Origin of the sequence: Sphingobium xenophagum (assembly GCF_002288285.1) — a bacterium.
In the GTDB taxonomy this organism is placed as follows: Bacteria; Pseudomonadota; Alphaproteobacteria; order Sphingomonadales; family Sphingomonadaceae; genus Sphingobium; species Sphingobium xenophagum.
Genome location: NZ_CP022747.1, coordinates 120,781 through 146,324 on the forward strand (window position 1 = coordinate 120,781; position 25,544 = coordinate 146,324).

Below are 25,544 nucleotides of genomic sequence, written 5' to 3' on the forward strand. Positions count from 1 at the left end.
GGGGTCGATGCGTTTCGCTGCCTGGGGCGTTACCGCCCTGCTTGCTACCGCCGGTGTATCGGCGCTGCTCGCTCAGACCGTCGATGGTCTCGACGTGCAGGCCATCAAAAAGCGCTCGGCCGATCTCGCCGCGGATGCCGAAGCCTTCGTGAACCACGTCAAGGATCGCGGCGATCAGTTTCGCGAGGAGGCCGTCGCGGTGCGTGAAGCCGGCACCGAAAACATGCGGCAGGTCGCGGCCAAGAATCTGCCCAAGGGGCCAGACGGCGCGATCGACTTCGATGAGATCGTGCAAGGCGCCGCCGGCAATGCCAGCGTCAAGAGCGGCGAGGCGCCGCAATTCATCGTCTTCGCCAGTCTCTCGATGCCGCCGCAGTCCCTGAAGCCGCTTATTCGCGATACGGCGCGCGCTGGCGGCGTCGTGGTGTTCCGCGGCTTTCCGAACAACAGCATGAAGGAGTTTTCGGCTCGGCTCGGGCAGATCGTCGAGCGCCAGGACGAATTCGCCAATGTCGGCATCGATCCGCGACTGTTCCGAGCTTTCAATGTGCAGGCGGTCCCGACCTATGTTGCCGTGTCGTCCGATTTCGACCTGTGCGCCGGCTTCTCCTGCCAGACAAAGGTGCCGCCCTATGACCGCATGACGGGCAATGTCACCGTGGAATATGCGCTCAGCAGCTTTGCCGACGGCAATGGTCCGGGCGCCCGGGTCGCCGCCGTTGGCCTCTCAAATATGCGGATGCAGCGCTGATGCGCCTCGCGCTCGCAATCAGTCTCGCGGTCCTGGCCGGGGCCAGCTTCCCCGCGCAGGCGCAGACCACGCTGGAGGAAGCGCGCGAGCAGGGAAAGGCGATGGGAGCCGCGGCCAAGGCCAATCCGGTCCTGGTGCCCAGCGACAACGCGCAGGCCGAAGCCGTGCCGGGGTTCTCGGGAACCACCCTTCCGCAGGGCAGCTATTTCGATGACCCGGACAAGCTGATCAATGATGCGCAGGCGCTCAAGTCGAGCAGCGAGCAGTACCAGATCACGACCGACAGCAGCCATGTGCGCCCGACCTTCAGCAATGCCGAGATTCTTTCGACGACCAATCGCGCGACCACCATCGAGGAGGATCCCTCCACCTATCTGGCGGGAGAGGCTTATGGCGGGACGAGCGGAAGCTGCACCGCGCTTCCGCCTGGGTCGGGCACGAGCGGCTATTATGAAGCGAGTTGCAACGCGGGCGCCAAGGTAACGACCAACGCCCGCAGTTGCACCGTCAATCTGGATGTGCGCACCGATAAGCGGACGATCTACACCTATTATACCGGCCGTTTGAGTTTCCTGCCGAGCGATGGCGGCCCCTATCCGGCCCGTGCCGCGTTCGACGATGAAATCGCCTCCGGGGTCTGCTGGGAAAGCCGGCCCATCGACTATTGCGACAATATGGCGGCCTATGGCTACACGGCGGCCGACACCTGCAAAAGCCTGGGCCACACGGCCGTTGAGGTGAAGTGCAGCGCTGAAGCGCAAGGGATTACGCAAGGCGCCTATCACCCTGGCACGGTGATTTCGACCGGCAACTACTGGCTGACCAGGCAGGAGGAACCAGCGGTTCCCGTCATCACCCGCAACGAGGGTCTCTGCGCGGCCTATGCCGGCGACAGCAAATGCACGCTGGAATCGGAGATCTGCACGGCAAGCGATCCGGTTACCCGGATCGTCGATGGTGTGCCTGTCACGCAGCCGTGCTGGGCGTGGCAGCGCAGCTACCAGTGCCACACTATTTCGTCGGCCAACGACTGCTCGGAACTCGAAGCCAATGGCAGTTGCACCTATCAGCGCACCGAATGCCTGGACGAGGATCCTGACGGCGGACCCTGCAAGGTTCAGGAGAAGATCTATCGCTGCCCGACGCCGTCGGGCACCTCGGCCGACGCCCCGCAATATATCTGCGGCGACGACGTCTATTGCATCAACGGCGACTGCGAGCCGATCGAACGGCAGGCCTCGACCGAATTCAAGGATGCGCTGGTGGCGCTGCACTCGATCGACCAGGCCGGCAAGGAGTTCGACGAGACCAATTACCGGGTGTTTTCGGGCACACGCGAGACCTGTCACAAGCCGGTATTTGGGCTCATCAACTGCTGTGCCGGCAAGGTTTCGGGATTGGTGCCGGTAGCCGCGGGCGCCGCCGCTCTGGCGGGCGGGCCGGCTGCGATCGCAGCTTTCGCGACGCCTTTCCTCGTTTTATTCGCCTGTTCTCAGGACGAGATGAGGCTCGATATCAAGGACCGGATGGGCTTTTGCCACAATCTGGGTACCTACTGCTCATCGAGTTTCCTGGGCATCTGCAAGACCAAGCGCACGGCCTATTGCTGCTTTGAAAGCAAGCTGTCGCGGATCCTCCAGGAGCAGGGCCGGGTGCAGTTGGGAAAGCCCTGGGGGGCGCCCAAGAAGGAGCAGTGCCAGGGTTTCACGATCGAGGAGTTCGCCTCGCTCGACCTCTCGGTGATGGACTTCACCGAAATCTATTCGGACTTCCTGGATGCAGCAAAGCTTCCCGACGAAGTCCAGACGATGACGGACATTCAGTCGAAGATACAGGATTACTATGATCTCCACGGCAAATGATCCGGGGCTACCCCGCGATGCCGGGGACGAAAGCGCGATGACGGTTCTCGAGCTGTCGATCTTCGTCTGCGCCTTCCGCGCCCGCACTCCCATCCGAGCAAGCGAGATTTTCGCGGTCCTGCATAGCTGGTTCGGCGACATGCCCGCCGATCAGGTCGCGCTGCTGGTCCCCGGCATGGTGAGCCGTGGCTGGCTGACGCCGGTCGGCGAGGCAGTGAAGGCGAGCGAGCAGGGCCGCCGCGCTGCGCGGCCGCTCGTGGAGGGAATTATCCGGATGCTCGATCAAGGCACCCGGCTCATCGACGTGGCGCTGATGATGTCGGTGCTGCGCCTTACCAGGGGAGAATTGGACAATGGCCCTGCCGATAATTGATCCCGTCATCTTCGCCTTGGTGCTGACGCTGACGGGCCCAGGCGCACAGCCGCCGCCCGAGCCTGCGACGGCGAGAAGTTCGCCGTGCCGCGCAGCGAAGGACGCCGACCCGTCCGATTGCTGCGTCCACCCCCAGGCGCTCGACCCGTCCGCCGCCCGCCCTTCCGCGCCTCACTTTGCCGCTGCGCCACAGCCACAGGAAAGGATCCCGAGCCATGTCGAAGTTCACTAGGATTTGCGCAGTGGTTCTGGCGCTGATGCCCATGGCTGTTGACGCGCAGGAGGCAGGGGCAGGCCGCGACACGATCGACGGGCAATCGCCCGACGACTTCTATTGTGGCGAGCGCCGCCTGGGGCAATGGTTCTATTGCTCGAAACCCAAGCCGCGCGATACCCGCCCGGCGTCGCCGCAGGCGCCCGAGCCCTCGGCTGCCGAACGCATGGCCGCGATCGCGAAGGAGCTCGATGAGCTCAAGGCCCGCGCGATCCTTGACCCCTCTGAAGAGAATGTCATCGCCTATGTGCGCTTCCAGCGCGAGCAACTCGACCGGGCCTCGACCTTTGCCGATACGTGGCAGCGCGCTCTCTGGCAGCATCCCGACATCGACTACACGCTGCAGCGCCCGGTTTCGACGGTCGGCAAACGGGCCTGGCTCGACAATCGCAAGGCGGATCGGGATGCCGTCCTGACGAGTCTCAGCCAGCGCTACGGGCTCTTCTATTTCTACGCGCAAAGCTGCGGCGCCTGCGAGCTCTTCGCGCCGATCCTGCGCTCGGTCGCCGACAGCCATCGGATGGCGGTCATGGCGGTCTCGATGGACGGCGGCCCAAACAAGGAATTTCCCAACTATGTCGTCGACACGGGCCAGCGTGCCCGCATGGGACTGACCGGCAACGAGACGCCGGCGCTGGTCCTGTTCGACACCCAGACGAAGCGGACGATCCCGGTCGGGTACGGCATCCTCAGCGCCGATGAGATCATGGACCGGATCTTCATGCTCACCAACACCAAGGTGGGGAGTGACTACTGATGGCACGCAAGAGTTCCGGACGGGCACGGGCGGCGATCCGGCGCCTCTCTCATGGGGCCGCCTTATTGGCGGCATCGCATTTCGCGCTGGTGGGCGTTGCCCATGCCGATGTCGCGGGCCAGATGAACAGCTTCTTCAACGACGCGGGCGGTGCGGCCAATGTGACGGGCCCAAGCGCCTTCCAGGGCCAGTCGGCCGGTTACTATTCGATGGGCAATGTCTGGACGCGCTTCCCGCAAAAGTCGGTGTCGCCGTTCAACCTGCAGTTGCCCAGCGCTCGAGCAGGCTGCGGCGGCATCGACCTCTTTTCGGGGTCCTTCTCATTCATCAATGCCTCCGAGATCGTGGCGATGCTCAAGGCCACCGCCAACAATGCACTTGGCTTTGCCTTCAAGCTCGCGATTGACTCCGTCTCTCCGGAAATCGGCAAGGTGATGGACGAGTTCAGCCAGAAGGCGCAGCTCCTCAACCAGATGAACATCTCGAGCTGCGAGACCGCCCAGGCGCTGGTTGGCGGCATCTGGCCGCAGATGGACACCACCCGCTCGACCATCTGCGAAGCCATCGGCAACAGCCAGGGCATATTCTCGGACTGGGCCGCCTCACGGCAGGGCTGCAACAATGGCAACCAGCGCGATAACACGATCGCCGGAAACAGCGATGCGTCGATGAAGGACCAACTTGTCGGCGAGCCGCATAACTATACCTGGGAGGCCTTGAAGAAGGCAGGGAAGTTTGGAGCATTCGACCAGAGCTTTTCCGAATTCATCATGACCCTGGTCGGCACGGTCATCACGAAGCCGTCGGACGATCCGAGTGTCGGCGGCAAGGTGGTGATGATCGGCCCGGCCGAAGACGCCGTGGTAACCGCGCTTCTGGATGGTACGGCTGAGGCGCCGCCGGTGAAGCTCCTCAAATGCAATGACGAGAACTGCTACGAGGTCGGCGAGCAGACGCTTTCGGTGCCGGCGTCCTCCGCGTTGCGCCCCCGGATCGAAGCGCTGATCCAGTCGATGAACGACAAGATCCGCAGCGATACGCCACTTGATGCCGCAGAAAAGCAGCTTCTGAACATCGCGACGGTGCCGATCTTCAAGATCCTGAGCGTCCAGGCTTATGCGCATTACTCGTTGTCGCCCGGCGAGATCCAGGCAATGTCGGAGATCGTCGCGGTCGACCTGCTCACCGCTATGCTCGACAATATGATGGACCGGGTCGAGCAAAGCCAGGTTCACTACCAGACCTTCGATCAGGCTACCGCGGCCCAGTGGAAGGCTCAGATCGCCGCTGCCCGCGCCAAATACGCGCAGCGCGACGTCAAGCTCAACAACAAGCTGCAGGTCACGATGCAGCTCATCAACCGCAGCATGATGCTCGAGTCTACCCTGCAGAATTCGATGACGCCGGGCATGGCTTCGGCGCTGACCTTCTCGCGCGGGCTGAGCTCGCAGGGGCTGAACTGAAGCCGGGGAACAGGCGATGCTAGAGGTCTTCACGGTCGGTGGCGGCGAATATCTGGTCAACACCTTCAATGCTGTAGCGGCCTGGTCGGGGGGCGGGGGCTATCGCGCGCTGCTCCGGGTCGTGATGGTCATGGGCCTCATCTATTCGCTTCTCGTTGTGGCCTTCACGCTTAACTACAAAGCGTGGATGAACTGGTTCCTTCAGGCCACGGCGATCTATCTGTGCCTCATGGTGCCGACCGTCGACATCAAGGTGACAGACCGGGTAAATCCGTCGCTCGCGCCGGCGACGATAGACAATGTGCCGTTAGGGCTGGGCGTGCTGGCCAGCTTCACCACGCAGATCGGCGACTGGATGACACGCACCGCCGAGACCGTGTTCGTGATGCCCGGCGAGCTTAATTACACGACCAATGGCATGGTTTATGGCGCGAGGCTGTTCGATGCGACGCGCAACTTCGTGATCCGCGACGCCGAGTTTGCGACCAATCTCGAGAAGCATTTCAAGAACTGTGTGTTCGGCGACGTGATGCTGAACCAGAAATCGCTGACCGAGCTGTCGAGGGCGCAGGATCTGTGGGCTGCGATCGGCCCGGGTTCGGAAGCGCGCTCCCAGGAATGGCTGGAAAAGGACGGCAGCGGCGCGGTCACGAGCTATATCGTGACGTGCCGCCAGGCCTATGACGGTCTTTCGGGTCAGTGGGCCAACATGATCGAGGCCAATACCCCGATCTGGGCGAAAGAGGTCTACCCCAAGCTCAGCAACGCGCTTGCTGCCGACAAGCTGAAGCATGATGTTCCCATCGTGAACCAGGCTTTCACGGGGTCGGGAAGCAGCTACGCTGACTATATGCGGCAGAACACCGCGATCAACGCATTCATGCAGGCGCGCAACTCCATGGCGGGTAGCACGGGGGCGGCGGCAATCGACACGTTCGCGCAGACCCGTGCCGACGTACAGGCGCGCAACACCTATAATTCGATTGCGCAACAGGCGATGGCCTGGGTGCCGATCCTCAACATCGTTCTGACAGTCGTGTTCTTTGCGATGTTTCCGGTGATCTTTCCGCTCTTCCTCATGCCGCAAACCGGGCTGAGCGCGCTCAAGGGCTACACTGTCGGCTTCTTCTACCTGGCTGCCTGGGGCCCGCTTTACGTGATCCTGCATATGATATGCATGACGCGCGCCGAGACTGCGGCGACCGGCATCGCATCGGGCGGCGTTACGCTCGGCACTTTCGCAGGCATCGGCGCCGTAAACGGTGAGACTGCGACGATCGCAGGGTTTATGCTGATGTCGGTCCCGTTCCTCGCGGCCGGACTCGCGCGCGGCGCCATGTCCATCGCCGGACAGTCCATGTCGATGCTCGCGCCGGCACAGAACGCCGCCGAAGCCGCTGCCCTCGAGCAGACGACGGGCAATTATTCCTATGGGAATGTCAGCTGGGCGAACTCGACCTCCAACATGCAGCAGAGCGACCAGTGGACCAAGGCGCCGAGCTATATGGGCGGCGCGCCGATGACGAGTTGGCGCCAGGATAATGGCGCGCTGATCAATGGCTTTGGCAACGGACAGGAGGTCTTTGATACGGGCGGCGCTATTTCACGCCTGGCGTTTACGCCAACGATGTCGTCGGGCGCCGTCGCAGAATGGCGCGAAATGGCGAACGAGGCGCACCGTCAGTCGCAGGCCTATGAAAACGCCGCAAACGACATTCTGACCTCGACCCATACCAATCGCAGCGCATTCGGAACCTCGACCGAGCGGTCGTCTGGATGGGACTCGAGCAGCGGTCGCCAGGCCAACACTTCCATCGAACAGTTCGACCGGAGAACAGGAAGCAGTTCTCAGGGGCTGGAAGATAGATCTTCGACGAGCCAGTCCGAACGGGTCTCGGATAGCCATGATCGAAGTGCAGTTACTGCGGACGTCGTAACCGGCAGACTCTCGGCAGGACTGGGAGGACCGCAAGCGGGAGGTTCGGGCACGAAGGGCGGCAATGGTGGCAGGTTTGGACGCCTCCCAGGAATCTCAGGAGACGTATCTAAGTCTGGAACGCAGCAAGAGCAGTTGCAAAGAAGCACCGGGCAGACCAATTCCACCGATAGCTCCAACACCGCTTCCAGCGGGGTACGCGACGAGCATTCGAACGGCACCGGCGCGAGTTCCTCGGACGGTACCTACAGCCGGAGCGGCGTGTTCAGTCGCGCCTCGCAGACTTCGTCGGCTTCGGTGAGCACTGAAGACGCTCTCTCCCGCGCGCGCTCATATCAGGAGTCTGCGCGCAAGCTGGAGGAATTGTCCCAGCAGCTGTCTCGCGACGCCAGTTGGGCCGAGAGCCATGGCATGCAACTCAGCACGAACCTCAGCCAGGACCTCGCGAACTGGTACCGTGCGCAACAGGCGGCAAATCCTGGTCTGGATGCTCCCGAAATTTGGGCGACGGACCTTTCCGAGCATCAGCGCAGTGTCCGGGATGAAATGGTCCAGCGGTGGATGTCGGAGAAGCGTGAAGCGATCTACGAGGAAATCCGTGGAAGCCTCAACGAGCCTGATCTCGTTGATGTGCACCGCACCGACGTGTCCTCCGCGGCCGATGTCAGGGCCACCTATCATCCGCATGGTGCTGGCGGCATTCCGGCAGGGCCTAGTGCAGGCGATCCCGGCGCAGCAGCTGCTGTGATTTCGTCAGGCAAAGCTGCGCTAGACGGGGATCGAGCAGCCGCACAAGCGGGCAGAGCTTCCAATATGCAGGGCGCCTCCCGCATTCAGTCCGAGGTGAATGCGGGCCACGATAAAGGTTTTTTCCTGAATCCTGAGCTTCGGAAATGAGTGATGAACTACATCAAAAACCAATAGCCGAGGGCGCCGGCTGCCACTGCGTAAGCAAGCAGATAGCCAATCTTGCCCCCGAGCGTAACTTTCCCCTCTTCGTCAGTAAATGGCTCGAGGCTCGGAATCGGTTCATCAACCTTACCCGTGATTATCGGGCCACCGGTCAAACCTTGGGTGCGGATGTAGGTATCGATGTCGAACGACATGGAAATCTCCTAAGCACAGAAAATATACCCGAAACGCCGCCACCTCTCAAGTCCCGGCGACGGACAACGAACCTTGCTTAGGCCAAATTCAACCCCGGTTGGCGACACGCTTGCTAAGGATCTCGACCTGTCGAGCAACCTGGCATTTATGTTCTCGTGGCTCCTCGTTTCAGCGTTAGGGCTGCTGCCGCTGTTCGACGAAACGCTCCCACGTGATCCCACACCTTCCGCGTCGGCGCTGATCGTGTTTTTCGTCGCTGTCGGTTCGGCCGCCGTGCTGAGGCGGTATTACAGCTGGGTTGGCCTCGTGATGCACGTCTTCAGCCAGATTTTCATGTGGCTGTCCGTGTTCTGCGTTTCGCTTGCGGGTGTCCTTTATACGGCCGGATAGAGGCAGGGCACAGGTCTTGAAACCACGGAAACCGAACACATTTTTCGGATCGTGGGCCGGGCTTATCGCGCTGAACGACAGGCCGGCGCACCGGGCGTGCTCGGTGTTGCGGTTCGCTATAAGCCTCTCGCTGCGCCAGCGCGATCTGTCGTCTTAATCGATGGAGAGAGCTATGGAATCATTGTTCAATCGGACGATGCCTTCGCAGCGCAGGGCAAGCCCCATCGACCGGGGCTTCGATGCCGGCCTGCGAAACCACATGATCGGCATCTATCGCAACATGGCGCTTGGTCTTGCCCTTACTGGTCTGGTCGCGTTTGGCGTCGCGTCCACGCCGGCCTTGTACGAGCCCATCTTCGGCACGCCGCTAAAGTGGGTGGCGATCTTCGCGCCTCTGGCCTTCGTACTTCTGCTATCGTTCGGCCTACATCAGATATCGGCCGCCATGGCCCGGACAGCCTATTTCGTCTTTGCCGGCGTCATGGGCGTCTCGATGGCCAGCATCTTCCTGATGTTCACGGGCGAGAGCATTGCGCTCGCCTTCTTTACGGCCGCGGCGGTGTTCGCAGCGATGAGTCTGTGGGGCTATACCACCGGCGCTGACCTGTCGCGTTGGGCCCCGATCCTGATGGTGGGTCTGCTCGCTGTCGTGGCGGCCAGCATCGTCAATTTGTTCCTGGGATCCTCGACGCTGCAGATGCTGTTCTCGATCGCGGGCATCGTGGTGTTCACCGGCCTGACGGCCTGGGATACGCAGCGTCTCAGGAACGAGTATTACGCCTATGCCGGGCAGGAAGAGGCGAGCAAACTCGCCATCGTTGGCGCACTCTCGCTCTATCTCAACCTGATCAACCTGTTCCAGTTGCTGCTGACCTTCATGGGCCAGCGGCGCGAGTAAAGGAGGACGGCATGCACGATACTTCGCTTTGGCGCGGCGTCCCGCTGGTGGCGCAAAACTGGAAATGGATGATGGTTCGCGGTGTCCTGACTCTGGCGCTGGGCATAGCGGCGCTGCTGTTCCCCGCGGGCGCACTCTTTGCCTTCACGATGCTGTTTGCCGCTTTTGCTGGCGTCGACGGCATCGCCTCGCTGATTGCCGGGATACAGGGTGCCGCGCACAAGGCGGACCGGTGGATCGCCTTGGTCCTGCGCGGCGTTCTCGGGCTCGTAGCAGCCGGCCTCTTTGTGGCCTTGCCGTTGGAGTTCACCGTCAGCTACGCGTTGGCGACACTGGTTCTGGTTGCTGCCTGGGCCATCGCGGTCGGCCTGCTCGAGATCGTCGCTGCGGTTCGGCTGCGCAAGGAAATCCGCGGGGAAGTGCTCCTCGCCCTTTCCGGCACGATCACCGTCGGGCTAGGCGTCGCGATATTGGTCCTGCTCTATCTGCAGCCGATCGCCTCGATCCTGTCCGTCGCATGGCTTATCGGCGCCTGGGCTCTGCTCGGGGGCGGGCTGTTGATCAGCCTTGCCTGGCGGCTGCGGGCTTCGCGAGAGGGCCACAAGGGACCTGGTCCAGAGGCGGTGGCGGCGTAAAAGGAAGCGTGCGGCGGCCCAAGTCGAAACTTGGGCTCGCCGCATCGATCCCGAGCGTGGCGCCGCAGGTGCCTCAGACCATCGCGGCTTCGATATAGAGAACGGCATCCCTCACCGTCGCGATCTTCTCAGCATCATCGTCGGGAATCTGGACGTCGAAGCCTTCCTCGATCGCCATGACAAGCTCGACGACATCCAGACTGTCCGCACCCAGATCCTCCATGAAGTGGGATTCCAGCGTCACCTTGTCGGGTCGACACCCAGTTGCTGGGCAATCAGGTTTGCAACGCGCGTAGCAGTATCGGTCATGTCTTTGCCCGCGGGCCATGCTGGCGGATGCCGCATGGCATTCTCTGGCTCTTCTCTAGACGCTAGAGCCCGCACCGTCACGCAAACTCGCCGCGAGCTGGGCGGCTCAAAGAGGACAGGCAATCCCGGAACTCTGACCTGTGCTTCAGACATTTGCATCAGGATTTGGCGATAAGGACGCCGTCGGCATCAGTGGTGGCAGTTGTCACCCAGAACGATCAGTTTCTCGCCGCTACGCGCAGTTGGTCCATTTCCCGCGAAGCGATGATGGCTCGGCCGGACCCGATCAGATCGGCCGTCGGCATGCGATTATCGAGCACGAACGCCTGGATGACCGGCCATCGCGGACCAAACCACGCCTCGCCGTTTCGATACCGATTGCGGCATCGCCTTTCAGGGTCGCCGAGCAGATGAAGCTTTCGAGCGGCACGAATTCTCGCTCCATCGTAGAAAAGAAGGCGCGCACCATCGGCATGGTCGGCTCGCGGTTGTTGCCGGCGATGACGATGCCGAGCCGGTTGGTGCGCAGGCGCACGAGCGTGCCCACCGGGTAAATTCCGATGCTGCGAATGAACGCATCCAGCACGCCCGGATCGAAATGTCCCTCCCAATCGAGCATTTTGGCCAGCGCGTCGGACGGCGTCCAGGGGTCCTTATAGGGTCGCCGGGACGTCACCGCGTCATAGACGTCACAGATCGCGCCCATCCGGGCATGCAGCGAGAGCTGGTCGGCGGTGAGACCAAACGGATAGCCCTTGCCGTCGACCCTCTCATGATGGTGGAGACACACGTCGAGGGCGATCGGGGAGATGCCCTCGGTCTTCTTGAGAAGATCGTGCCCCTTTTGCGGATGCGTTCGAATGATCTCGAATTCGTCGTCGCTGAGCGAACCGGGCTTGTCGAGGACGCTGCCTGGCACCGCCATCTTGCCGATATCGTGCATCAACCCAGCAGTGCCGAGGTCACGGGTCAGCGTCTCCGATAGGCCGAGTTGGCGGCCCAGATTGATCATGAGCGCGCAGACGGCCACCGAGTGCAGATAGGTATACTCGTTCTTGCGCTTGAGGCGCGTCACCTTGATCATGGCGGCCGCGTCCCGCATCACCGATGCTGCGATTTCATCGACCAGCGGCTCGACGTCGCGCAGGGCGACCGCCTTGCCCATGCGGGCCTCGCCGAACATGCGCATGATGACCCGCTTCGACCTCTGGATCGACTCCGTGGCGCGCTGAACCTCGTCCATTTCGATCGGCATCGATCGTCGCACCGGCGCGAGCGGGGCAATGGCCTGAGGGCGGCGGGGCGCCTCAGCTTCTCGGGCAGCGGGAAGAGGGCCTTTGGCTAAATTGGCCGACGGGACAGGAAGCGGCGGCGGCGAAGCTCCCATCGCATCATCGATATAGATCGCCTTGACGCCAGAGGCGCGGATCTCGTCCACGTCCGCGGGGGAGAGGAGGAATTTCGTGCGCCAGAAAGGGTGCTTGAACCAGAAGCCCTCGAAGCCGACGACGAACATTCCGGCACTAATCTGGTCGATCGCGATCTTGCGCTTCATGGCACCCCTTCGCCCCGTCTTCACCCCCCGCGCCCTAAATTCCGGTTAAGAACGGGCTAAAGGCGCGGTCGGCATGCGCGAAGAGTGCGGGGGAGCTGATTACCCCACGCAGACTGTATAACCCCGCCGGCAACCCCGGCGCGCGGCGTCTTTTGCCTGTCAGATTGGCTGAGCGGGAGAGTCGAGCGTGAAGAAATGCTGGATGACCTCCCGGGCGAGCCGTGCGGGCCGCCTGGTCACGGCGTCGACACAACACCAGCTCGACTTCACTTCCGCGAGCACCTCTTCACCGCGCCGGATAACCGTGTCGTAAAAGGCGCGGGCACCCTGAACCTTTTCCAGCAGCACCGTCGCGATGACGCGGTCGTCCAGGAAGGTCGGGCGGCGGTAGGTGATCTCATGCTTGAGCGCGACCCAAAGATGCCCTGCGACGGCCTCGCTGGGCGCGAGCGAACGCCAGTGGTCGAGAACGGCATCCTGCACCCATTTGAGGTAGCTGGCATTGTTGACATGGCCCATGAAGTCGATGTCGGACGGGTCGATGCCGATCTCATAAGCGTGGGGAATCGCGGTAGTCATGGGCCTTCTCATATCATGATGGAGCGCAAAGGGCTTGGGCCGTAAGCGGGGCGCGCGGAGATTACACGCCGCCACGTCCCGATCGATGCCCCGCCCGGCATTGCGGACGTCGGCATCGGTGGCAGGCCTTATCACACATGATCTATGATTGATAAGATTGCAGTTTGATGTTTTATACGTCATGAGAGCGCATGATCACTTCGCAGCAGATGCGTGCCGCTCGCGCCCTCCTTGGGATTGACCAGCGCCAACTCGCCCAACTCGCGCACCTTTCGCTACCGACGATCCAGCGCATGGAAGCCTCGGGAGGGCAGGTGCGCGGCGTGGTCGACACCCTGGTGAAAGTGATCGGGGCGCTCGAAAGCGCTGGCATTGAACTGCTTGGCGAGAACGCGCCGAGCAGCGGCGTGGGCCGCGGGGTTCGCCTGCGCGAGACGAAGGCTGGGCGCTCGGCCGGGACCGTGCCGTCGCTGCTTTATGATCAGGAAGATCTCGGCGCCGTACCGCCGCAGTGAGCCAGGGAACCATGATGAGCAGTTCGGACGACTATGTGTATGACGAAGCCTCCGGCGAGTGGATCAGCCCGCAGGATGTACAGGCCCAGGCACAAGGCCTGAGCGATGCGGTCGAAGTGCGCGATGCCGTGGGCAATATCCTTGCCGATGGCGACAGCGTCACTCTGATCAAGGATCTCACCGTCAAGGGCGCCAACCAGACGCTCAAGCGCGGCACTCTCATCAGGTCCATTCGCCTGACCGGCGATCCCCAGGAAATCGATTGCCGCTACGAGGGTATCAAGGGCCTCGTCTTGCGCGCCGAATTCGTCCGCAAGCGCTGAGCGACTGCACGCCAGATAGAGGAACCCTGTTGGAAGTCATCTCGATCGTTCTGCTTCTGCTGCTCGCGGTGATCCTGAGCGGCATCCTTTCGCGAATGGTCCCCCTGCCGTTCCCCCGGCCATTGTTTCAGATCGCGCTTGGCGCGCTCATCGGGCTTGCTGCGGACTGGCGGGTCACGCTCGATCCCGAAATCTTCTTCCTCCTCTTCTTGCCGCCGCTGCTCTTCCTGGATGGCTGGCGTATTCCGCGCGAGGAATTGTTCAAGGACGGCAAGACGATTGTCGAACTGGCCCTGGGCCTTGTAGTGGCGACGGTCGTCGGAATGGGCTTTTTCATCCACTGGATGATCCCGGCCATGCCGCTTGCCGTCGCCTTCGCGCTGGCGGCGGTCGTCTCGCCGACGGATCCGATCGCCGTTTCGGCGATCGCGCAGCGCGTGCCCATTCCCAAGCGGATGATGCATATCCTGGAAGGGGAGTCGCTGCTCAACGACGCCTCCGGCCTCGTCTGCCTGCGCTTTGCCATCGCAGCGACGCTGACCGGCGCCTTTTCGCTTCACCAGGCCGCCATCAACTTCGTGTGGGTCGCGCTGGGCGGGCTGGCGGTCGGTGCGGGCCTGACCTGGCTCGTCTCGCACGCCAAGAACTGGGTGTCGCGGCGCTATGGCGAGGAGGGCGGAGCGCAGATCCTCATTAGCCTTCTTTTGCCCTTCGGGTCCTATCTCGTTGCCGAACACTTGCACTGTTCGGGCATCCTGGCTGCGGTGGCCGCAGGCCTTACGATGGGTTTCGTTGAGGGGAGCGGCGAACTTGCCGCCTCGACGCGCATTCGCCGCAACACGGTGTGGGATGTCATCCAGTTCACCGCCAATGGCGTGATCTTCGTGCTGCTCGGTGAACAGCTGCCGGCCATCCTCGCGGGCGCGGCGGAGACGGTGCGCCTCACCGGTCATCATGAATCCTGGTGGCTCGGCGTTTATGTGCTTGCGATCAATCTTGGACTGGCCGCCTTGCGCTTTCTTTGGGTTTGGCTGTCGTTCCGCTTGAGTTTCTTCCGGCAGGGCGAGGGACAATCGACCCCGAACTGGCGCATAGTCGCAGCGATGTCCTTTGCCGGCGTGCGCGGCGCTATCACGCTTGCGGGCGTACTCACGCTACCGCTCGTGCTCAGCGATGGGTCGCCCTTCCCTGGGCGCGACCTCGCCATTTTCCTGGCGATGGGGGTCATCATAGTCTCGCTGCTGGTCGCGAGCCTTGGCCTTCCCGTCCTGCTGCGCGGCCTGCGCATGCCGCCCGAGCATGACCAGCAGAGCGTCGAAGATGCCGCGCGCATCAAAGCGGCCGAAGCGGCCATCGCCCGGATCGAGGAGGTCCAGCATGAACTGGCCGAGGGCCGGGCGGATGCCGATCTCTATGTGTCGGCTGCCGCGCGGATCATGGACGGCTACCGCGAGCGGATCGAAAGCAGGGTGGGGACGCGCGAGGAAAATGCCGAGATGCGGCGAGGTGAGGCGATCGAACGGCGCCTGCGCATCGCCGCGCTCAAAGCGGAACGGAGCCAGATCTTTCGCATGGTTCGCAAGCGAGAGCTTGGCAGCGAGCTTGCGCGCAAGCTCATACGGGAGCTTGATCTCGCGGAAGCCCGCCATGCGGCCCAGCTCGGCTGACGGGTCGACACAGGACAGTACGGAGCCAAGAACAGAAAAGGAGGAGCGGGCCATGGACGAGGCCGACCGGGAATGCAGGGTCGACGAAGCGCTGCGCCTGCTGGAGCGTGCGCTGACCCTGGTCGACGGCGTCAACGAGGATGCGGCGATGCACCTCCAGACCGCGATCGACCGCCTCATGCCGCCTGCGAGACGGTCCCAAATCGCACCCGAGGACTGGGACCTGATCAGCTTGCTCCCGCACCTCACCAGCCGCGTCTACTGCCTGCATCGCCATAATGGACTGGACGTCGTAACGGTGGCGACACGGCTTGGCTTGTCCCCGGACGAGGTCGTCAAACAGGTACGTTGCGCCGAAGCTTTCCTTATCGGCCACGCGATCCAGTAATCACGGCGCGGTCGCAACCGTCACAGTTCGTCGAAAATCAGAAAGAATTCTGCGCTTTTGCGGCCTTGTCCGTGAACCATGGCCCCCTGCCGCCGTTCATAGGGAAACGGGGCATATGTGTTGCTGTATTACCGAGGATTGCATGATGGCCGATAGGCAACATGTTCTGGTTGTCGATGACGAGCCGGTCCTCCGGATGATCCTTGTCGATCTCCTGGAGGGCGAGGGATATGCGGTCGAAGAGGCTTCTAACGCCGCCGAGGCTCTTGAGGTCCTGCAAGCGCTGCCCTCGATCCGGATCGTCGTCACCGATATCCAGATGCCGGGGTCGATGGATGGTTTGCGCCTGGCGCGCTATATTCGCGATGCCTATCCTCCCATTGCTCTGATCGTTTCCTCAGGCGCCGTTCGGCCCGAGCAAGACGCGTTGCCCGACGATGCTGTCTTTCTCTCGAAGCCGGTCGACCATCGCGAATTGCTCCGCGTGATCGAGGACCGCCTCTCCGCCGCCTGAGAACAGGGCGCGCGGAGCGGCGAGCCACATCAGGGGCGCCTAGAAAAGCGTGACAGCCGCCGCGAGGATGAGCGATCCTGCGACAATAGCGCCCGCGATCCACCGCCCGGCCGCAGCGATCTCCGTGCCCCAACGCCGCGGTGGGATGACCTGATCGCGCTCCAGCCGCTCGATGATCAACCTCAGCAGCCGCGGGCCATCCTGCCCGATCCTTGTGATCTCGAGCAGCAGACCTTGCAGCACCGGGGTCCAAGCAGCGGGATCTAGTCGCGAGGCAACGATGCGCACTGCAGCCTGCCGCAGAGCAAGGGTCAGGTCGAAGCCGGGGGCAATGTTGGCGAGGACGCCATCGATCGTCACCAGTGCCTTGAAGATAAGCAGCAGGTCGGGCGGGACGGTCAGCCGCTCCTGCCGCATGAGCGCGAAAAAATCATTGACCAGGGTGGCGAGCACCAGGCGCGTGCCGCCATGGCGGGCGACAAGCTGTTCGGCCGCCAGAAGGAGCCGCTCGCGAGGCGGGCTCTCACCGGCGGACCAAAGGGCGAGCGTCTCCGCCAGGGCCTGCGGATCTCCGATATTGATAGCCTGGACGAAGCGCAAAAGCTCTTCCCGGCGCCTGGGGCTGACATGGCCGATCAAGCCGAGGTCCAGCAGGGCGAGGCGGTTTCCGGGCAAGCACAGGAGATTGCCGGGGTGGGGATCGGCATGGAACCGGCCGGTGAGAAGGACCATGTCGAGCACGACCTGGGCGCCGAGCGATGCGATCGCGTGGGGATCGATGTCTGCCTCGACGAGGGCCTCTGCCGAGCGCGGCGCGACCCCTTCGATATAGTCCATGGCCAGCAGCGTTTCCGACGTCCATTCCCAGTGGATCTCGGGAATGACGACCTGCGCGTTGCCGGCGAGATCGCCGCGCAGGCGGTCGGCATTGCGGGCCTCGTTGGTGAAGTCGAGTTCCTCCAGGATTGCGGACGCGAGCTGTTGGACGAGCGCGGTGGGAGCAAAGCGCCGGATTTCCGTACTGGCCCGCTCGAGGACCGCCGCGAACTGGGCGATGAGGCGCAGATCCGCTTCCATGCGGGTCCGGATGCCGGGCCGCCGGATCTTGAGGACGATGGCGCGACCATCGTGCAGGCGGGCGCGGTGGACCTGCGCCATCGAGGCGGCGGCAAGCGGCTCGGGATCGAACGCGGCGAATGCCTTACTGACAGATTCTCCCAAGGCCTCCTCGATGGCGGGCCGCACCGTTTCGAAGGGGAGCGTCGCCGCCTGGCTGTGAAGCCGCTCCAATTCGGTAATCCAGTCGGGCGGAAGAAGATCGCTGCGTGTGGCGAGAATTTGCCCCAGCTTGACGAAGGTGGGACCCAATTCCTCCAGCGCCAGGCGCGTGCGTGCGGGCAGCGCCGCTGCCTCGCCCGCAGGAAAATCTTTGGCGCCCAGCCCGAGCCGGTCGATCGCCGTGTCGAGGCCATAACGCGCCAGGACCCCGGTGACCTCACCAAGACGCTCCCGGTCCCGGGCCGCTACCATCAAGCTTTTGAACATGGCGTGAGAGATAGGGGCTGTACACCGGAAACGAAGGGGCGGCGTTTTCGAGACCGCGCCGTGCGCGGCAGGAACGTAGGGAGCAAGGGCGGGTTTCGTGAGAGCCACCCCGCGCGTCGTGCAGGGCTGCGCCTTGCTAACGAAGGATCCTGATGAAGATCGCCATCCATGCCCAGCTCGACTATCGGTTCGACCGGCCGACCGACGTCCTCCTGCAGCTCGAAGCGGCGGCCATCCCGGAGCAGATAATCGATGACGCCCATATTGACCTGTCCGAGACCGAGCATTTTGCGCGCGTTTCGGCGCACGATCTGATTGGGGAAAGAATCTGGGTACGCGTCGGCAGCGAATTGCGCGTCGATTACCAGGCGACCGTCTCGATCAACCGGATCCTCAACGATTGCCAGGCATTGCCTGCCGTCCCGCCCCACCAGTTGCCGGGCGAGACGGTGCAGTATTTGATGCCGTCGCGCTATTGTCCCTCTGACCAGTTCCAGTCCTTCGTCCGCGCCGAATTCGATGCGCTGGAAGGCGGCCGGAAGGTGATCGCGATGCGCGACTGGGTGCATAGCCATCTCAGCTATGTGCCCGGCGTCAGCACATCGGACACGACGGCTGCCGATACCTTCATTCGACGGCAGGGTATCTGCCGGGATTATGCGCACGTCCTCATCACTCTCGTGCGCGCCGCAGGCATTCCGGCGCGCATAGCGAGCGTCTACGCGCTTGGCGTCGAACCGCAGGATTTTCACGCCGTGGCTGAGGTGTTCCTCGGCGGCGAATGGCATCTGGTCGACGCGACGGGCATGGCACGCGAAGCTGCGATGGCCAAGATAGGGATCGGCCGCGACGCGGCCGACATTGCCTTCCTTACCGCTTATGGCAGCGCTGTGCTCAACAGCCAGTCTGTCCAAGTCCAAGCCGTGCCCTGACAGTGCGAGGGGATGCGATCCCTGCCCCGATACCGGCTTTGCACAGTGCCTTCATGCATCGTTTAAGCGACACGTGCAGACTGCCCAACGGTGGCAAGACCCTTGAACCATTGCCCCTCTCTGGATCAATCACGGCTTGAAACCCGCATCTCGTTGGACGAAACTATCCTGCCCCTCCCAGCAGAAAAGGAAGAGGTTCCATGCAATGGTCGGGCCTCCAGCGCAGTAAGACGACGCAGCTGCCGGAAGAACGCGTGGGAGTGTTCCAGTCAGGCCGACAGATCGGCTCGGTCCCGGCGAACTTCGATCCACGAACCACCCCCTCGAAATCGGTTCTTTATGTTCTGCGCGACGGCGAGTTCGCCAGAGGCGCTGAAGGGTGGATTGCAACTGCCTCGCTAGGCCCTGGCGACCTGGAAGCGATCGCCGGGTTCAAGTGGCTCTAGAACGTGGTTCAGTTCAATTGGACGGCAGGTCGAGCTCAGAGGTCGAGGCGATAGGCAGGCATAGTTCGTCGTTCGATCGGATCGTGCCGGCTAAGGATAGGGGAGCGCAAACGGCATAGCCATGCGCAACCGGAAGGCACATTTCCGAAAAGCTTGGCTGTGGCCCCGCGTTGCCCCTAACAGGACGCGCTTTCGAGGCCATCCTTAAGGCGTTATACTGGCGTATGGCTCAAGAAGAACTCGATGCATTGGCCTCGGTCGTCCAAAGCCTGAAGAGCGATCTCATTCGGCTGCAGGGCGCGTTCGCCCGCGATGCCTTACTGTCGGGTCGCCATAGTCCCGCGAGCCTTGGCGACCTTATCGAGGAATGCGGCCGGCTCGTGCCGGGCTATGAAGGCTCCTGTACGCAAGGATTTGCCGAGGCAATCCGAAAGTGCGGCGCAGATGGGCCGCCTTTCACGGTAATTTCCGGGGGCAAGGACGGCTAAGAGCCGCCCGGTGTGCGAAGCGTTACCGCCGAAGCGGTGAGGCTTGCGCCAAATCATTCCGGATGGTTGTTGCCGCGACACCGCCTTCCCCCATAGCGTGGCTGATCTGGTCGAGCCCAAGCACGACGTCGCCGGCCGCATAGAGCCCCGGCACGCTGGTCCGTTGGTGGCTGTCCACCACTAAGCATCCATCACCCGAAGCTTCGGCGCCGAGATCGACCGCCAATTGCGAGTGGATCGTCGAGCCCAGCGCGGGGTAAAGGGTCGCAAAGCGGTGATGTCCTCCGGGCAGCGCGATCTCTAGTCCATCCTCGCCCAGCAGGAAGGCCGTGCATGGCCCCTCGAGAAGATTGATCCCGGCCGCGCGCAGGCCCGTCTCCTCATCCGCCGACAGGGCATGCCTGCCATCTGGCGCGATCAACGTAACGTCGCTCGTGTAACTGCGCAGGAATATCGATTCCTTGTACCCGTGCGCTCCCGTACCGAGCACCGCGACACGCTGGTCGGTCACCTCATAACCATCGCAGATCGGGCAGTAGCGCAAAAGCCCACGAGACAGCGCTTGGCCATGCGTCACCTCGTCCATATCGGGCCGGTGGTTCGACACGCCCGTGGCGAGCAGGACGGAGCGTGCTGCGAAGCGATGCGGCCCGCCGCGAGCCAGGAAGACATCTCCGTCCTTGTCCAATTTTTCGATCCGGACCTGCGAATAGACGGCGCCATGGAGCAGGGCCTGTTCGCGCATCCGCGACAGCAGCTCCGCGCCCGCGATCCCCTTGGGGAAGCCGGCATGATTGCGCGTCCTGGGAATGAGAGCGCGGCGCGGCTGTCGCCTGCGTCGGCGACGGTGACCGCGAGATGAAAGCGTGCCAGGTAGATCGCGGCCGTAAGCCCCGCCGGGCCTCCGCCGATGACCAGACAGTCGAGCGGCTGTGCTCCCGAAACGCCCGCCGCACGGACACGATCAGAGTTTGGGCGGTTCATGGTAAAAGTCGACCTGCATGCGGACATTGCCGAGCGGTGTAACGAAGTGGGGCTGGTCGGGTTTCACGACCCCGACAACCTCCTGGGTGAGAAGGATCTGACTGTGCGGCTCCACATAGGTGAGGTTCAGGGAGCCTTCCAGGACGCGGATGACGCCCCAGACCCCCACCTTGGTGCGATGATTGCCGCGCAGCCTAGCCGGTATCGTATTCTGGTCGAACACAGGCGTGGAGCGAAAGGGTTCGGGCATTCTCTTGTCCGCTTGCAGGTTTCGGTGCGCCCCCGTTGGTCCTGTGGCGCACCGGACGAAGCGTGGTGCACAGGAAGCCTAACGCACGGCGCTTGTCCATGCGAGAGGACAAGCGCCTGGACGAGCCGCCTATGCCGCAGCTTCCTCGGCAAGGGGCATCCCGTACCACTGGCCGGCGACCGTGCGCAGGAACAGCATAGGACGGCCGCCATCGATCTGCTGGAAGCGATAGCGATCGTGATCGCCCTGGGACTTCACCCACGCGCGTGCCCATTCGGTCGCCTTGTACTCGCTGTCGAATTCATCGCTTTGCGCGACAGGCTTGCTGTGGTCGTTGTCGCGAAACAGCTGATAACGCATGAAATGTCTCCTTTGGTCGGTTACTGAATGGAGCTGGCCACGCCATCAGGGTCGACCGGAAGTTCGTCCTTTACCGGCATCCTGACGCTGCGCAGCCTCGTTAAGCGCGCGGATCACCCGGTCGAGCATGGCGGCATTGCTGGCCGCCTTGGGCAGTTCGCGGACCGCAAATCGATGCAGGCGATCGAGATCCTTGCGGGGCACCACGATTTCGATGGATTTTTGCCCGAGATGCTCGGGAGCGACGCCCTGCGCGGCCCGACCGGACGCAAGAAAATGATCGAGGAAGCGCTTGCGATCTGCGAAGGTCCAGCCCAGCGCCTTCAGATCCTCGGGACCAACCGTCAGCAACGCAATCGCGAACTCCATGATATCGTCGAAGGGCAAGGTGAGGCGGGCACCCTTGCCCCGGCCTTTGAGCCTATGGATCAGCGCCTGTTTCATCGTATCGAGAGTATCCCGTCGACCGCGCTCCATTCGGTTGGACGGATCATCTGCTCATGGGCGATCCGCACGGAATGCAGGGCGGCGGTGATCTCGTGCCGCCAATGGTCCAGGAAGTCGAACAACACTGGAAAATCGGGCGCGAGATCATATTCCTGCCAGACAAAGAGCTGCAGGAGCGACGGCGCGTCAGGGCGGTAATAGTGTATTTCCGCCGTAGTCATGCCGTAGCCCTGCAGCTGCGCCAGAAAACCGCGGTCACTCATTGTAAGCGGGTTTGACCGGAATCCCCCTCGTCCAGCGTGCGCATGGCCGCGAGCACTTCGTCGATCGGCACGGCGCGTTTGGCGCCGCGCGGCTTGCGCAGCGCTGGCTTGTCGCGCACGGCCGATCTGTCCGATGCCCACGACGCCAGGATGGCGCGTTTGACCTCGGGCTCCAGATCCGGATGGTGCGCGACGTCGAAGGGATGAAGAAAACGGGAAAATGGTTGCGACATAGTCAGCCTCCTTTCCTGTCGCTCCTGTCTTTCGTGGCGGACATCCTCATCCGCACCCACCAGATTTTGGTACGATGCGGAGTCGCGTCAAGACGTTTTTTCATCTCCAAGCCATTGAGATCGACGGGATTGGCACTGCGTTCCATCGAGTGCCAAAAAATTTTCAGGAAGGTCTTGAAGGGGCAAATTGAGCTTCGCGGTCGGCCCTGGCACTCGCGACGAAAACGGAAAGCTCACCGACACCACGGTGAAGACCGGCGACCGGGTGCTGTTCGGCAAATGGTCGGGCAGCGAGGTTCGCATCGATGGCGAGGATCTGCTCATCATGAAGGAGAGCGACATCCTCGGCATCATCGAGCCCGTCGCGGAGCTCAAGCAGGCCGCCTGACGGGTCGCCCCCATCCCTCGAACATCAGGAAGGACAAAGGAAAGGAGTTAGGCAGATGGCTGCCAAGGAAGTGAAGTTCGCCTCGGACGCGCGCGATCGCATGCTGCGCGGCGTCGATACGCTGGCCAACGCCGTCAAGGTGACGCTCGGTCCCAAGGGCCGCAATGTGGTCATCGAGAAGAGCTTCGGCGCGCCGCGTATCACCAAGGACGGCGTCACCGTCGCCAAGGAAATCGAACTGAAGGACAAGTTCGAGAATATGGGCGCACAGATGCTGCGCGAGGTCGCCAACAAGCAGAACGACAAGGCCGGTGACGGCACGACCACCGCCACCGTGCTGGCCCAGTCCATCGTGCGCGAAGGCTCGAAGGCGGTCGCGGCGGGGATGAACCCCATGGACCTGAAGCGCGGCATCGACCTCGCCGTGACGACGGTCGTCGAGGATCTCAAGGCGCATGCCAAGAAGGTCTCGGCCAACAGTGAGATCGCCCAGGTCGCGACCATCTCGGCCAATGGCGATGCCGAAGTCGGCACCATCCTCGCAGAAGCGATGGAAAAGGTCGGCAATGAGGGTGTCATCACCGTCGAAGAGGCCAAGAGCCTCGCGACCGAGCTTGAGACGGTCGAGGGCATGCAGTTCGACCGCGGCTATCTCTCGCCCTACTTCGTGACCAACGCCGAGAAGCTGAAGGTCGAGCTCGAGGATCCCTACATCCTCATCCACGAGAAGAAGCTTTCGAACCTCCAGGCGCTCATTCCGCTGCTCGAGCAGGTGGTGCAGTCGGGCCGGCCGCTGCTCATCATCGCCGAGGACGTGGAAGGCGAAGCGCTCGCCACCCTCGTCGTCAACAAGCTGCGCGGCGGCCTCAAGGTCGCGGCCGTCAAGGCGCCGGGCTTTGGCGATCGCCGCAAGGCCATGCTCGAGGACATCGCGGTTCTCACCGCCGGCAGCGTGGTCAGCGAGGAACTCGGCACCAAACTGGAGAATGTCACGCTCGGCATGCTCGGCCGCGCCAAGAAGGTCATCATCGACAAGGACAACACCACGGTCGTCGATGGCGCCGGCGCGCGCGACGAGATCGACGCCCGCGTGGCGCAGATCCGGGCGCAGATCGAGACGACCACCAGCGACTATGACCGCGAGAAGCTCCAGGAGCGCGTGGCCAAGCTTGCCGGCGGCGTCGCCGTGATCCGCGTGGGCGGCGCGACCGAGGTCGAGGTCAAGGAGAAGAAGGACCGGGTCGACGACGCGCTGCACGCGACCCGCGCCGCTGTCGAGGAAGGCATTCTGCCTGGCGGCGGCATCGCGCTGCTCCGCGCGTTGAAGGCGCTCGACGGCCTCAAGGCAGGCAATGACGACCAGCAGTCCGGTATCGACATCATTCGCCGCGCCCTGCGCGCGCCGGTGCGCCAGATCTGCGACAATGCCGGTGAAGACGGCGCGTTCATCGTCGGCAAGCTGCTCGAAAGCGACGACTATAACTGGGGCTTCAATGCCGCGAGCGGCCAGTATGAGGACCTGGTGAAGTCGGGGGTCATCGATCCCGCCAAGGTCGTGCGCACCGCGCTGCAGGATGCGGCCTCGGTCGCATCCCTGCTCATCACGACCGAAGCGCTGGTCGCCGAGCTACCCAAGGATGAGAAGGCCGCGCCCATGCCGGCCATGGACTACTGATCCTCCACCGACAGGGCCGGCGCGGCCGGCCCTGTCACCTCATCATCATTCAGCATAGCGAGAGGGATTTCCGGGCTTTCTGACAGGATTGCGCGCGGCCTCCTCGTGCGTGCTGCCCAGGCAAAGTGGCTCGGATATGCGCTCGATTATTCCTGTTATCCTGTCCGGCGGGTCCGGTACGCGCCTCTGGCCGATTTCGACCGCGGCCAGCCCCAAGCAATTCATCGCGCTCGCCGGCGAGGAGAGCCTGCTCCAGCAGACGGTCCGGCGGGCCCGCGCCGCGGGCCTTGTCCAGGCGCCGATCCTCATCGCCAATCGCGGTCACGACGCGCTGCTCGGCGAGCAATTGCGCTCCATCGACTGCACGCCCGCCCGGCTCATCTTCGAGCCCGTCGGTCGCAATACGGCGCCTGCTATCGCGATGGCGGCGCTCGAGGCGCCCAGTCCGGACGCGCTGCTCCTTGTCATGCCCAGCGATCATGTTATCGCCGATGTGCCAGCCTTCGCCGCCGCCATAGAACGCGCGGCACCGCAGGCGACCGCCGGATGGCTCGTCACCTTCGGCATCACGCCGGACCATCCCGAGACGGGCTATGGCTACATCCGCTGCGGCGAAGCGATCTGCCAAGGCGTTCATCAGGTCGATCGCTTCGTCGAGAAGCCCGATAGCGACCGCGCTGCCCGGATGATCGCTGAAGGCGGTCACTGCTGGAACGCCGGCATATTCCTCCTGCGCGCCGATGCCTTCCTCGAGGCCATGCGCCTGCATGCCCCGGCAATGCTGACTGCTGTCGAGGCCGCGCTGGCGTCGGCAACGCGGGAAGGCCATCGCATCGATCCCGACGCTGACACCTTTGCCGCCATTCCCGCGGACTCGATTGACTATGCGGTTCTGGAAAAGGCCGCACGCGTCGCCGTCGTGCCGGCGGCGATGGGATGGTCGGATCTGGGCAGCTGGGACGCGCTTCACGCCATCGGCAGCCGCGACGAAGCCGACAATCTCTCGGAGGGCGAGGTAAAGGCGCTCGACAGCCGAAACTGCCTGTTCAAGAGCACCGGGCCACGCATCGCCGCGATCGGCGTTTCCGATCTCATCGTCGTAGCCACCGGCGACACCGTGCTGATCGCGCCGCGCGGGCGCTCGCAGGACGTTCGGCGCCTTGCCGGACAGGAGAGCCCTTCCGCCACCCGCGAGGCCGCCACGGCATCCTGACCCTCAAACGCATCATCCCTGGGA

General features: G+C 63.0%; 28 protein-coding genes and 3 pseudogenes. 20 read left to right on the forward strand and 11 right to left on the reverse strand.

Annotated features, from left to right (window positions below; all coding sequences use genetic code 11):
- Positions 1-7: 7 nt before the first annotated feature.
- The 6 genes from trbC to CJD35_RS18650 all read left to right on the forward strand — a co-directional run bounded on the left by trbC (position 8) and on the right by CJD35_RS18650 (position 8,313).
- The gene (trbC, locus tag CJD35_RS18625) at positions 8-751 is read left to right on the forward strand and encodes a type-F conjugative transfer system pilin assembly protein TrbC (protein ID WP_095687397.1); all 744 of its coding nucleotides are present in this window, start codon (positions 8-10) and stop codon (positions 749-751) included.
- On the forward strand, positions 751-2,613 hold the full coding sequence (locus CJD35_RS18630; RefSeq protein ID WP_095687398.1) for a conjugal transfer protein TraN: 1,863 nt from the start codon (positions 751-753) through the stop codon (positions 2,611-2,613). The genes trbC and CJD35_RS18630 overlap by 1 nt, the downstream gene beginning before the upstream one ends.
- A complete protein-coding gene (locus CJD35_RS18635) occupies positions 2,594-2,986 on the forward strand; it encodes a hypothetical protein (RefSeq protein ID WP_244917345.1) in 393 nt (130 codons plus the stop codon). The genes CJD35_RS18630 and CJD35_RS18635 overlap by 20 nt, the downstream gene beginning before the upstream one ends.
- Positions 2,987-3,201: 215 nt before the next feature.
- Entirely contained in the window at positions 3,202-4,017 is an 816-nt protein-coding gene (locus CJD35_RS18640) for a conjugal transfer protein TraF (protein ID WP_095687399.1), read from the forward strand.
- Positions 4,017-5,480, forward strand: coding sequence for a conjugal transfer protein TraH (locus CJD35_RS18645; protein WP_095687400.1), 1,464 nt, complete (start codon positions 4,017-4,019; stop codon positions 5,478-5,480). Before CJD35_RS18640 ends, CJD35_RS18645 begins: the two co-directional genes overlap by 1 nt.
- Before the next feature lie 16 nt (positions 5,481-5,496).
- Complete coding sequence (locus CJD35_RS18650) at positions 5,497-8,313, forward strand: conjugal transfer protein TraG N-terminal domain-containing protein (RefSeq protein WP_095687401.1); 2,817 nt, start codon at positions 5,497-5,499, stop codon at positions 8,311-8,313.
- Positions 8,314-8,321: 8 nt separating this feature from the next.
- Here CJD35_RS18650 and CJD35_RS18655 read toward each other — a convergent pair whose 3' ends face one another.
- Positions 8,322-8,522 (reverse strand): hypothetical protein, encoded by a 201-nt coding sequence (locus tag CJD35_RS18655; RefSeq protein ID WP_095687402.1) that lies wholly within the window; start codon positions 8,520-8,522, stop codon positions 8,322-8,324.
- A 73-nt stretch (positions 8,523-8,595) separates the two neighbouring features.
- Here CJD35_RS18655 and CJD35_RS18660 point away from each other — a divergent pair, with 73 nt between their 5' ends.
- The 3 genes from CJD35_RS18660 to CJD35_RS18670 all read left to right on the forward strand — a co-directional run bounded on the left by CJD35_RS18660 (position 8,596) and on the right by CJD35_RS18670 (position 10,446).
- Positions 8,596-8,913 (forward strand): hypothetical protein, encoded by a 318-nt coding sequence (locus tag CJD35_RS18660; protein ID WP_244917346.1) that lies wholly within the window; start codon positions 8,596-8,598, stop codon positions 8,911-8,913.
- A 259-nt stretch (positions 8,914-9,172) separates the two neighbouring features.
- The gene (locus CJD35_RS18665; protein WP_095687495.1) at positions 9,173-9,811 is read left to right on the forward strand and encodes a Bax inhibitor-1/YccA family protein; all 639 of its coding nucleotides are present in this window, start codon (positions 9,173-9,175) and stop codon (positions 9,809-9,811) included.
- A gap of 11 nt (positions 9,812-9,822) precedes the next feature.
- The gene (locus CJD35_RS18670) at positions 9,823-10,446 is read left to right on the forward strand and encodes an HdeD family acid-resistance protein (RefSeq protein WP_095687404.1); all 624 of its coding nucleotides are present in this window, start codon (positions 9,823-9,825) and stop codon (positions 10,444-10,446) included.
- Between the two features lie 73 nt (positions 10,447-10,519).
- Here CJD35_RS18670 and acpP read toward each other — a convergent pair.
- The 3 genes and pseudogenes from acpP to CJD35_RS18685 all read right to left on the reverse strand — a co-directional run bounded on the left by acpP (position 10,520) and on the right by CJD35_RS18685 (position 12,889).
- Positions 10,520-10,755: pseudogene (gene acpP / locus CJD35_RS22845) on the reverse strand (acyl carrier protein).
- Positions 10,756-11,041: 286 nt separating this feature from the next.
- Positions 11,042-12,310 (reverse strand): cyclic di-GMP phosphodiesterase, encoded by a 1,269-nt coding sequence (locus CJD35_RS18680; RefSeq protein ID WP_244917347.1) that lies wholly within the window; start codon positions 12,308-12,310, stop codon positions 11,042-11,044.
- Positions 12,311-12,469: 159 nt separating this feature from the next.
- The gene (locus tag CJD35_RS18685; RefSeq protein WP_095687406.1) at positions 12,470-12,889 is read right to left on the reverse strand and encodes an acyl-CoA thioesterase; all 420 of its coding nucleotides are present in this window, start codon (positions 12,887-12,889) and stop codon (positions 12,470-12,472) included.
- A gap of 191 nt (positions 12,890-13,080) precedes the next feature.
- On the opposite strand from CJD35_RS18685, the gene CJD35_RS18690 reads away from it, so the two are divergent.
- The 5 genes from CJD35_RS18690 (at position 13,081) to CJD35_RS18710 (ending at position 16,296) form a co-directional block, all read left to right on the forward strand.
- Positions 13,081-13,404, forward strand: coding sequence for a helix-turn-helix domain-containing protein (locus CJD35_RS18690; RefSeq protein ID WP_095687407.1), 324 nt, complete (start codon positions 13,081-13,083; stop codon positions 13,402-13,404).
- A gap of 14 nt (positions 13,405-13,418) precedes the next feature.
- Entirely contained in the window at positions 13,419-13,727 is a 309-nt protein-coding gene (locus CJD35_RS18695) for an alkylphosphonate utilization protein (protein WP_095687496.1), read from the forward strand.
- 29 nt (positions 13,728-13,756) lie between these two features.
- Positions 13,757-15,394, forward strand: a complete 1,638-nt coding sequence (locus tag CJD35_RS18700) for a Na+/H+ antiporter (protein ID WP_095687408.1) — start codon at positions 13,757-13,759, stop codon at positions 15,392-15,394.
- Between the two features lie 52 nt (positions 15,395-15,446).
- A complete protein-coding gene (locus CJD35_RS18705) occupies positions 15,447-15,782 on the forward strand; it encodes a hypothetical protein (RefSeq protein WP_095687497.1) in 336 nt (111 codons plus the stop codon).
- Positions 15,783-15,924: 142 nt separating this feature from the next.
- Positions 15,925-16,296 (forward strand): response regulator, encoded by a 372-nt coding sequence (locus CJD35_RS18710; protein ID WP_244917316.1) that lies wholly within the window; start codon positions 15,925-15,927, stop codon positions 16,294-16,296.
- 39 nt (positions 16,297-16,335) lie between these two features.
- Here the strand turns inward: CJD35_RS18710 and CJD35_RS18715 are convergent, their stop codons facing one another.
- The gene (locus CJD35_RS18715) at positions 16,336-17,841 is read right to left on the reverse strand and encodes an ABC1 kinase family protein (RefSeq protein WP_095687410.1); all 1,506 of its coding nucleotides are present in this window, start codon (positions 17,839-17,841) and stop codon (positions 16,336-16,338) included.
- 152 nt (positions 17,842-17,993) lie between these two features.
- Here CJD35_RS18715 and CJD35_RS18720 point away from each other — a divergent pair, with 152 nt between their 5' ends.
- The 3 genes from CJD35_RS18720 (at position 17,994) to CJD35_RS22775 (ending at position 19,707) form a co-directional block, all read left to right on the forward strand.
- Positions 17,994-18,773 carry a transglutaminase-like domain-containing protein gene (locus CJD35_RS18720; RefSeq protein ID WP_095687411.1) on the forward strand — a complete coding sequence of 260 codons (780 nt, stop codon included), beginning with the start codon at positions 17,994-17,996 and terminating at the stop codon, positions 18,771-18,773.
- Positions 18,774-18,973: 200 nt separating this feature from the next.
- Entirely contained in the window at positions 18,974-19,219 is a 246-nt protein-coding gene (locus tag CJD35_RS22770) for a hypothetical protein (protein ID WP_095687412.1), read from the forward strand.
- Between the two features lie 224 nt (positions 19,220-19,443).
- A complete protein-coding gene (locus CJD35_RS22775) occupies positions 19,444-19,707 on the forward strand; it encodes a hypothetical protein (protein WP_095687413.1) in 264 nt (87 codons plus the stop codon).
- 22 nt (positions 19,708-19,729) lie between these two features.
- Here the strand turns inward: CJD35_RS22775 and CJD35_RS18735 are convergent.
- From CJD35_RS18735 to CJD35_RS18760, 6 genes and pseudogenes are all read right to left on the reverse strand, one after another.
- Positions 19,730-20,691 (reverse strand): annotated as a pseudogene (locus tag CJD35_RS18735) (NAD(P)/FAD-dependent oxidoreductase).
- The gene (locus tag CJD35_RS18740; RefSeq protein ID WP_095687414.1) at positions 20,672-20,941 is read right to left on the reverse strand and encodes a TehB family protein; all 270 of its coding nucleotides are present in this window, start codon (positions 20,939-20,941) and stop codon (positions 20,672-20,674) included. The pseudogene CJD35_RS18735 and the gene CJD35_RS18740 overlap by 20 nt, the downstream one beginning before the upstream one ends.
- A 129-nt stretch (positions 20,942-21,070) precedes the next feature.
- Entirely contained in the window at positions 21,071-21,301 is a 231-nt protein-coding gene (locus CJD35_RS18745) for a hypothetical protein (RefSeq protein WP_095687415.1), read from the reverse strand.
- Between the two features lie 45 nt (positions 21,302-21,346).
- Entirely contained in the window at positions 21,347-21,745 is a 399-nt protein-coding gene (locus CJD35_RS18750; protein WP_095687416.1) for a hypothetical protein, read from the reverse strand.
- A complete protein-coding gene (locus CJD35_RS18755) occupies positions 21,742-22,011 on the reverse strand; it encodes an usg protein (protein WP_095687417.1) in 270 nt (89 codons plus the stop codon). The genes CJD35_RS18750 and CJD35_RS18755 overlap by 4 nt, the downstream gene beginning before the upstream one ends.
- Positions 22,008-22,244: a hypothetical protein gene (locus CJD35_RS18760; protein WP_095687418.1), complete on the reverse strand. Its 237-nt coding sequence runs from the start codon at positions 22,242-22,244 to the stop codon at positions 22,008-22,010. Before CJD35_RS18760 ends, CJD35_RS18755 begins: the two co-directional genes overlap by 4 nt.
- Before the next feature lie 196 nt (positions 22,245-22,440).
- On the opposite strand from CJD35_RS18760, the pseudogene CJD35_RS18765 reads away from it, so the two are divergent.
- The 3 genes and pseudogenes from CJD35_RS18765 to CJD35_RS18775 form a co-directional block, all read left to right on the forward strand.
- Positions 22,441-22,632, forward strand: a pseudogene (locus tag CJD35_RS18765) (co-chaperone GroES); the annotation flags it as partial.
- 55 nt (positions 22,633-22,687) lie between these two features.
- A complete protein-coding gene (groL, locus tag CJD35_RS18770) occupies positions 22,688-24,307 on the forward strand; it encodes a chaperonin GroEL (RefSeq protein ID WP_048938217.1) in 1,620 nt (539 codons plus the stop codon).
- Between the two features lie 136 nt (positions 24,308-24,443).
- Positions 24,444-25,520 carry a mannose-1-phosphate guanylyltransferase/mannose-6-phosphate isomerase gene (locus CJD35_RS18775; protein ID WP_048938218.1) on the forward strand — a complete coding sequence of 359 codons (1,077 nt, stop codon included), beginning with the start codon at positions 24,444-24,446 and terminating at the stop codon, positions 25,518-25,520.
- Positions 25,521-25,544 lie beyond the last annotated feature (24 nt).

Bases quoted from the DNA above. Each gene is read 5' to 3' on its own strand.
- trbC (WP_095687397.1), top strand. From the start codon at position 8: ATGCGTTTCGCTGCCTGGGGCGTTACCGCCCTGCTTGCTACCGCCGGT.
- CJD35_RS18630 (WP_095687398.1), top strand. From the start codon at position 751: ATGCGCCTCGCGCTCGCAATCAGTCTCGCGGTCCTGGCCGGGGCCAGC.
- CJD35_RS18635 (WP_244917345.1), top strand. From the start codon at position 2,594: ATGATCTCCACGGCAAATGATCCGGGGCTACCCCGCGATGCCGGGGAC.
- CJD35_RS18640 (WP_095687399.1), top strand. From the start codon at position 3,202: ATGTCGAAGTTCACTAGGATTTGCGCAGTGGTTCTGGCGCTGATGCCC.
- CJD35_RS18645 (WP_095687400.1), top strand. From the start codon at position 4,017: ATGGCACGCAAGAGTTCCGGACGGGCACGGGCGGCGATCCGGCGCCTC.
- CJD35_RS18650 (WP_095687401.1), top strand. From the start codon at position 5,497: ATGCTAGAGGTCTTCACGGTCGGTGGCGGCGAATATCTGGTCAACACC.
- CJD35_RS18655 (WP_095687402.1), bottom strand. From the start codon at position 8,522: ATGTCGTTCGACATCGATACCTACATCCGCACCCAAGGTTTGACCGGT.
- CJD35_RS18665 (WP_095687495.1), top strand. From the start codon at position 9,173: ATGATCGGCATCTATCGCAACATGGCGCTTGGTCTTGCCCTTACTGGT.
- CJD35_RS18670 (WP_095687404.1), top strand. From the start codon at position 9,823: ATGCACGATACTTCGCTTTGGCGCGGCGTCCCGCTGGTGGCGCAAAAC.
- CJD35_RS18680 (WP_244917347.1), bottom strand. From the start codon at position 12,310: ATGAAGCGCAAGATCGCGATCGACCAGATTAGTGCCGGAATGTTCGTC.
- CJD35_RS18685 (WP_095687406.1), bottom strand. From the start codon at position 12,889: ATGACTACCGCGATTCCCCACGCTTATGAGATCGGCATCGACCCGTCC.
- CJD35_RS18690 (WP_095687407.1), top strand. From the start codon at position 13,081: ATGATCACTTCGCAGCAGATGCGTGCCGCTCGCGCCCTCCTTGGGATT.
- CJD35_RS18695 (WP_095687496.1), top strand. From the start codon at position 13,419: ATGAGCAGTTCGGACGACTATGTGTATGACGAAGCCTCCGGCGAGTGG.
- CJD35_RS18705 (WP_095687497.1), top strand. From the start codon at position 15,447: ATGGACGAGGCCGACCGGGAATGCAGGGTCGACGAAGCGCTGCGCCTG.
- CJD35_RS18710 (WP_244917316.1), top strand. From the start codon at position 15,925: ATGATGGCCGATAGGCAACATGTTCTGGTTGTCGATGACGAGCCGGTC.
- CJD35_RS18715 (WP_095687410.1), bottom strand. From the start codon at position 17,841: ATGTTCAAAAGCTTGATGGTAGCGGCCCGGGACCGGGAGCGTCTTGGT.
- CJD35_RS18720 (WP_095687411.1), top strand. From the start codon at position 17,994: ATGAAGATCGCCATCCATGCCCAGCTCGACTATCGGTTCGACCGGCCG.
- CJD35_RS22770 (WP_095687412.1), top strand. From the start codon at position 18,974: ATGCAATGGTCGGGCCTCCAGCGCAGTAAGACGACGCAGCTGCCGGAA.
- CJD35_RS22775 (WP_095687413.1), top strand. From the start codon at position 19,444: ATGGCTCAAGAAGAACTCGATGCATTGGCCTCGGTCGTCCAAAGCCTG.
- CJD35_RS18740 (WP_095687414.1), bottom strand. From the start codon at position 20,941: ATGCCCGAACCCTTTCGCTCCACGCCTGTGTTCGACCAGAATACGATA.
- CJD35_RS18745 (WP_095687415.1), bottom strand. From the start codon at position 21,301: ATGCGTTATCAGCTGTTTCGCGACAACGACCACAGCAAGCCTGTCGCG.
- CJD35_RS18750 (WP_095687416.1), bottom strand. From the start codon at position 21,745: ATGAAACAGGCGCTGATCCATAGGCTCAAAGGCCGGGGCAAGGGTGCC.
- CJD35_RS18755 (WP_095687417.1), bottom strand. From the start codon at position 22,011: ATGAGTGACCGCGGTTTTCTGGCGCAGCTGCAGGGCTACGGCATGACT.
- CJD35_RS18760 (WP_095687418.1), bottom strand. From the start codon at position 22,244: ATGTCGCAACCATTTTCCCGTTTTCTTCATCCCTTCGACGTCGCGCAC.
- groL (WP_048938217.1), top strand. From the start codon at position 22,688: ATGGCTGCCAAGGAAGTGAAGTTCGCCTCGGACGCGCGCGATCGCATG.
- CJD35_RS18775 (WP_048938218.1), top strand. From the start codon at position 24,444: ATGCGCTCGATTATTCCTGTTATCCTGTCCGGCGGGTCCGGTACGCGC.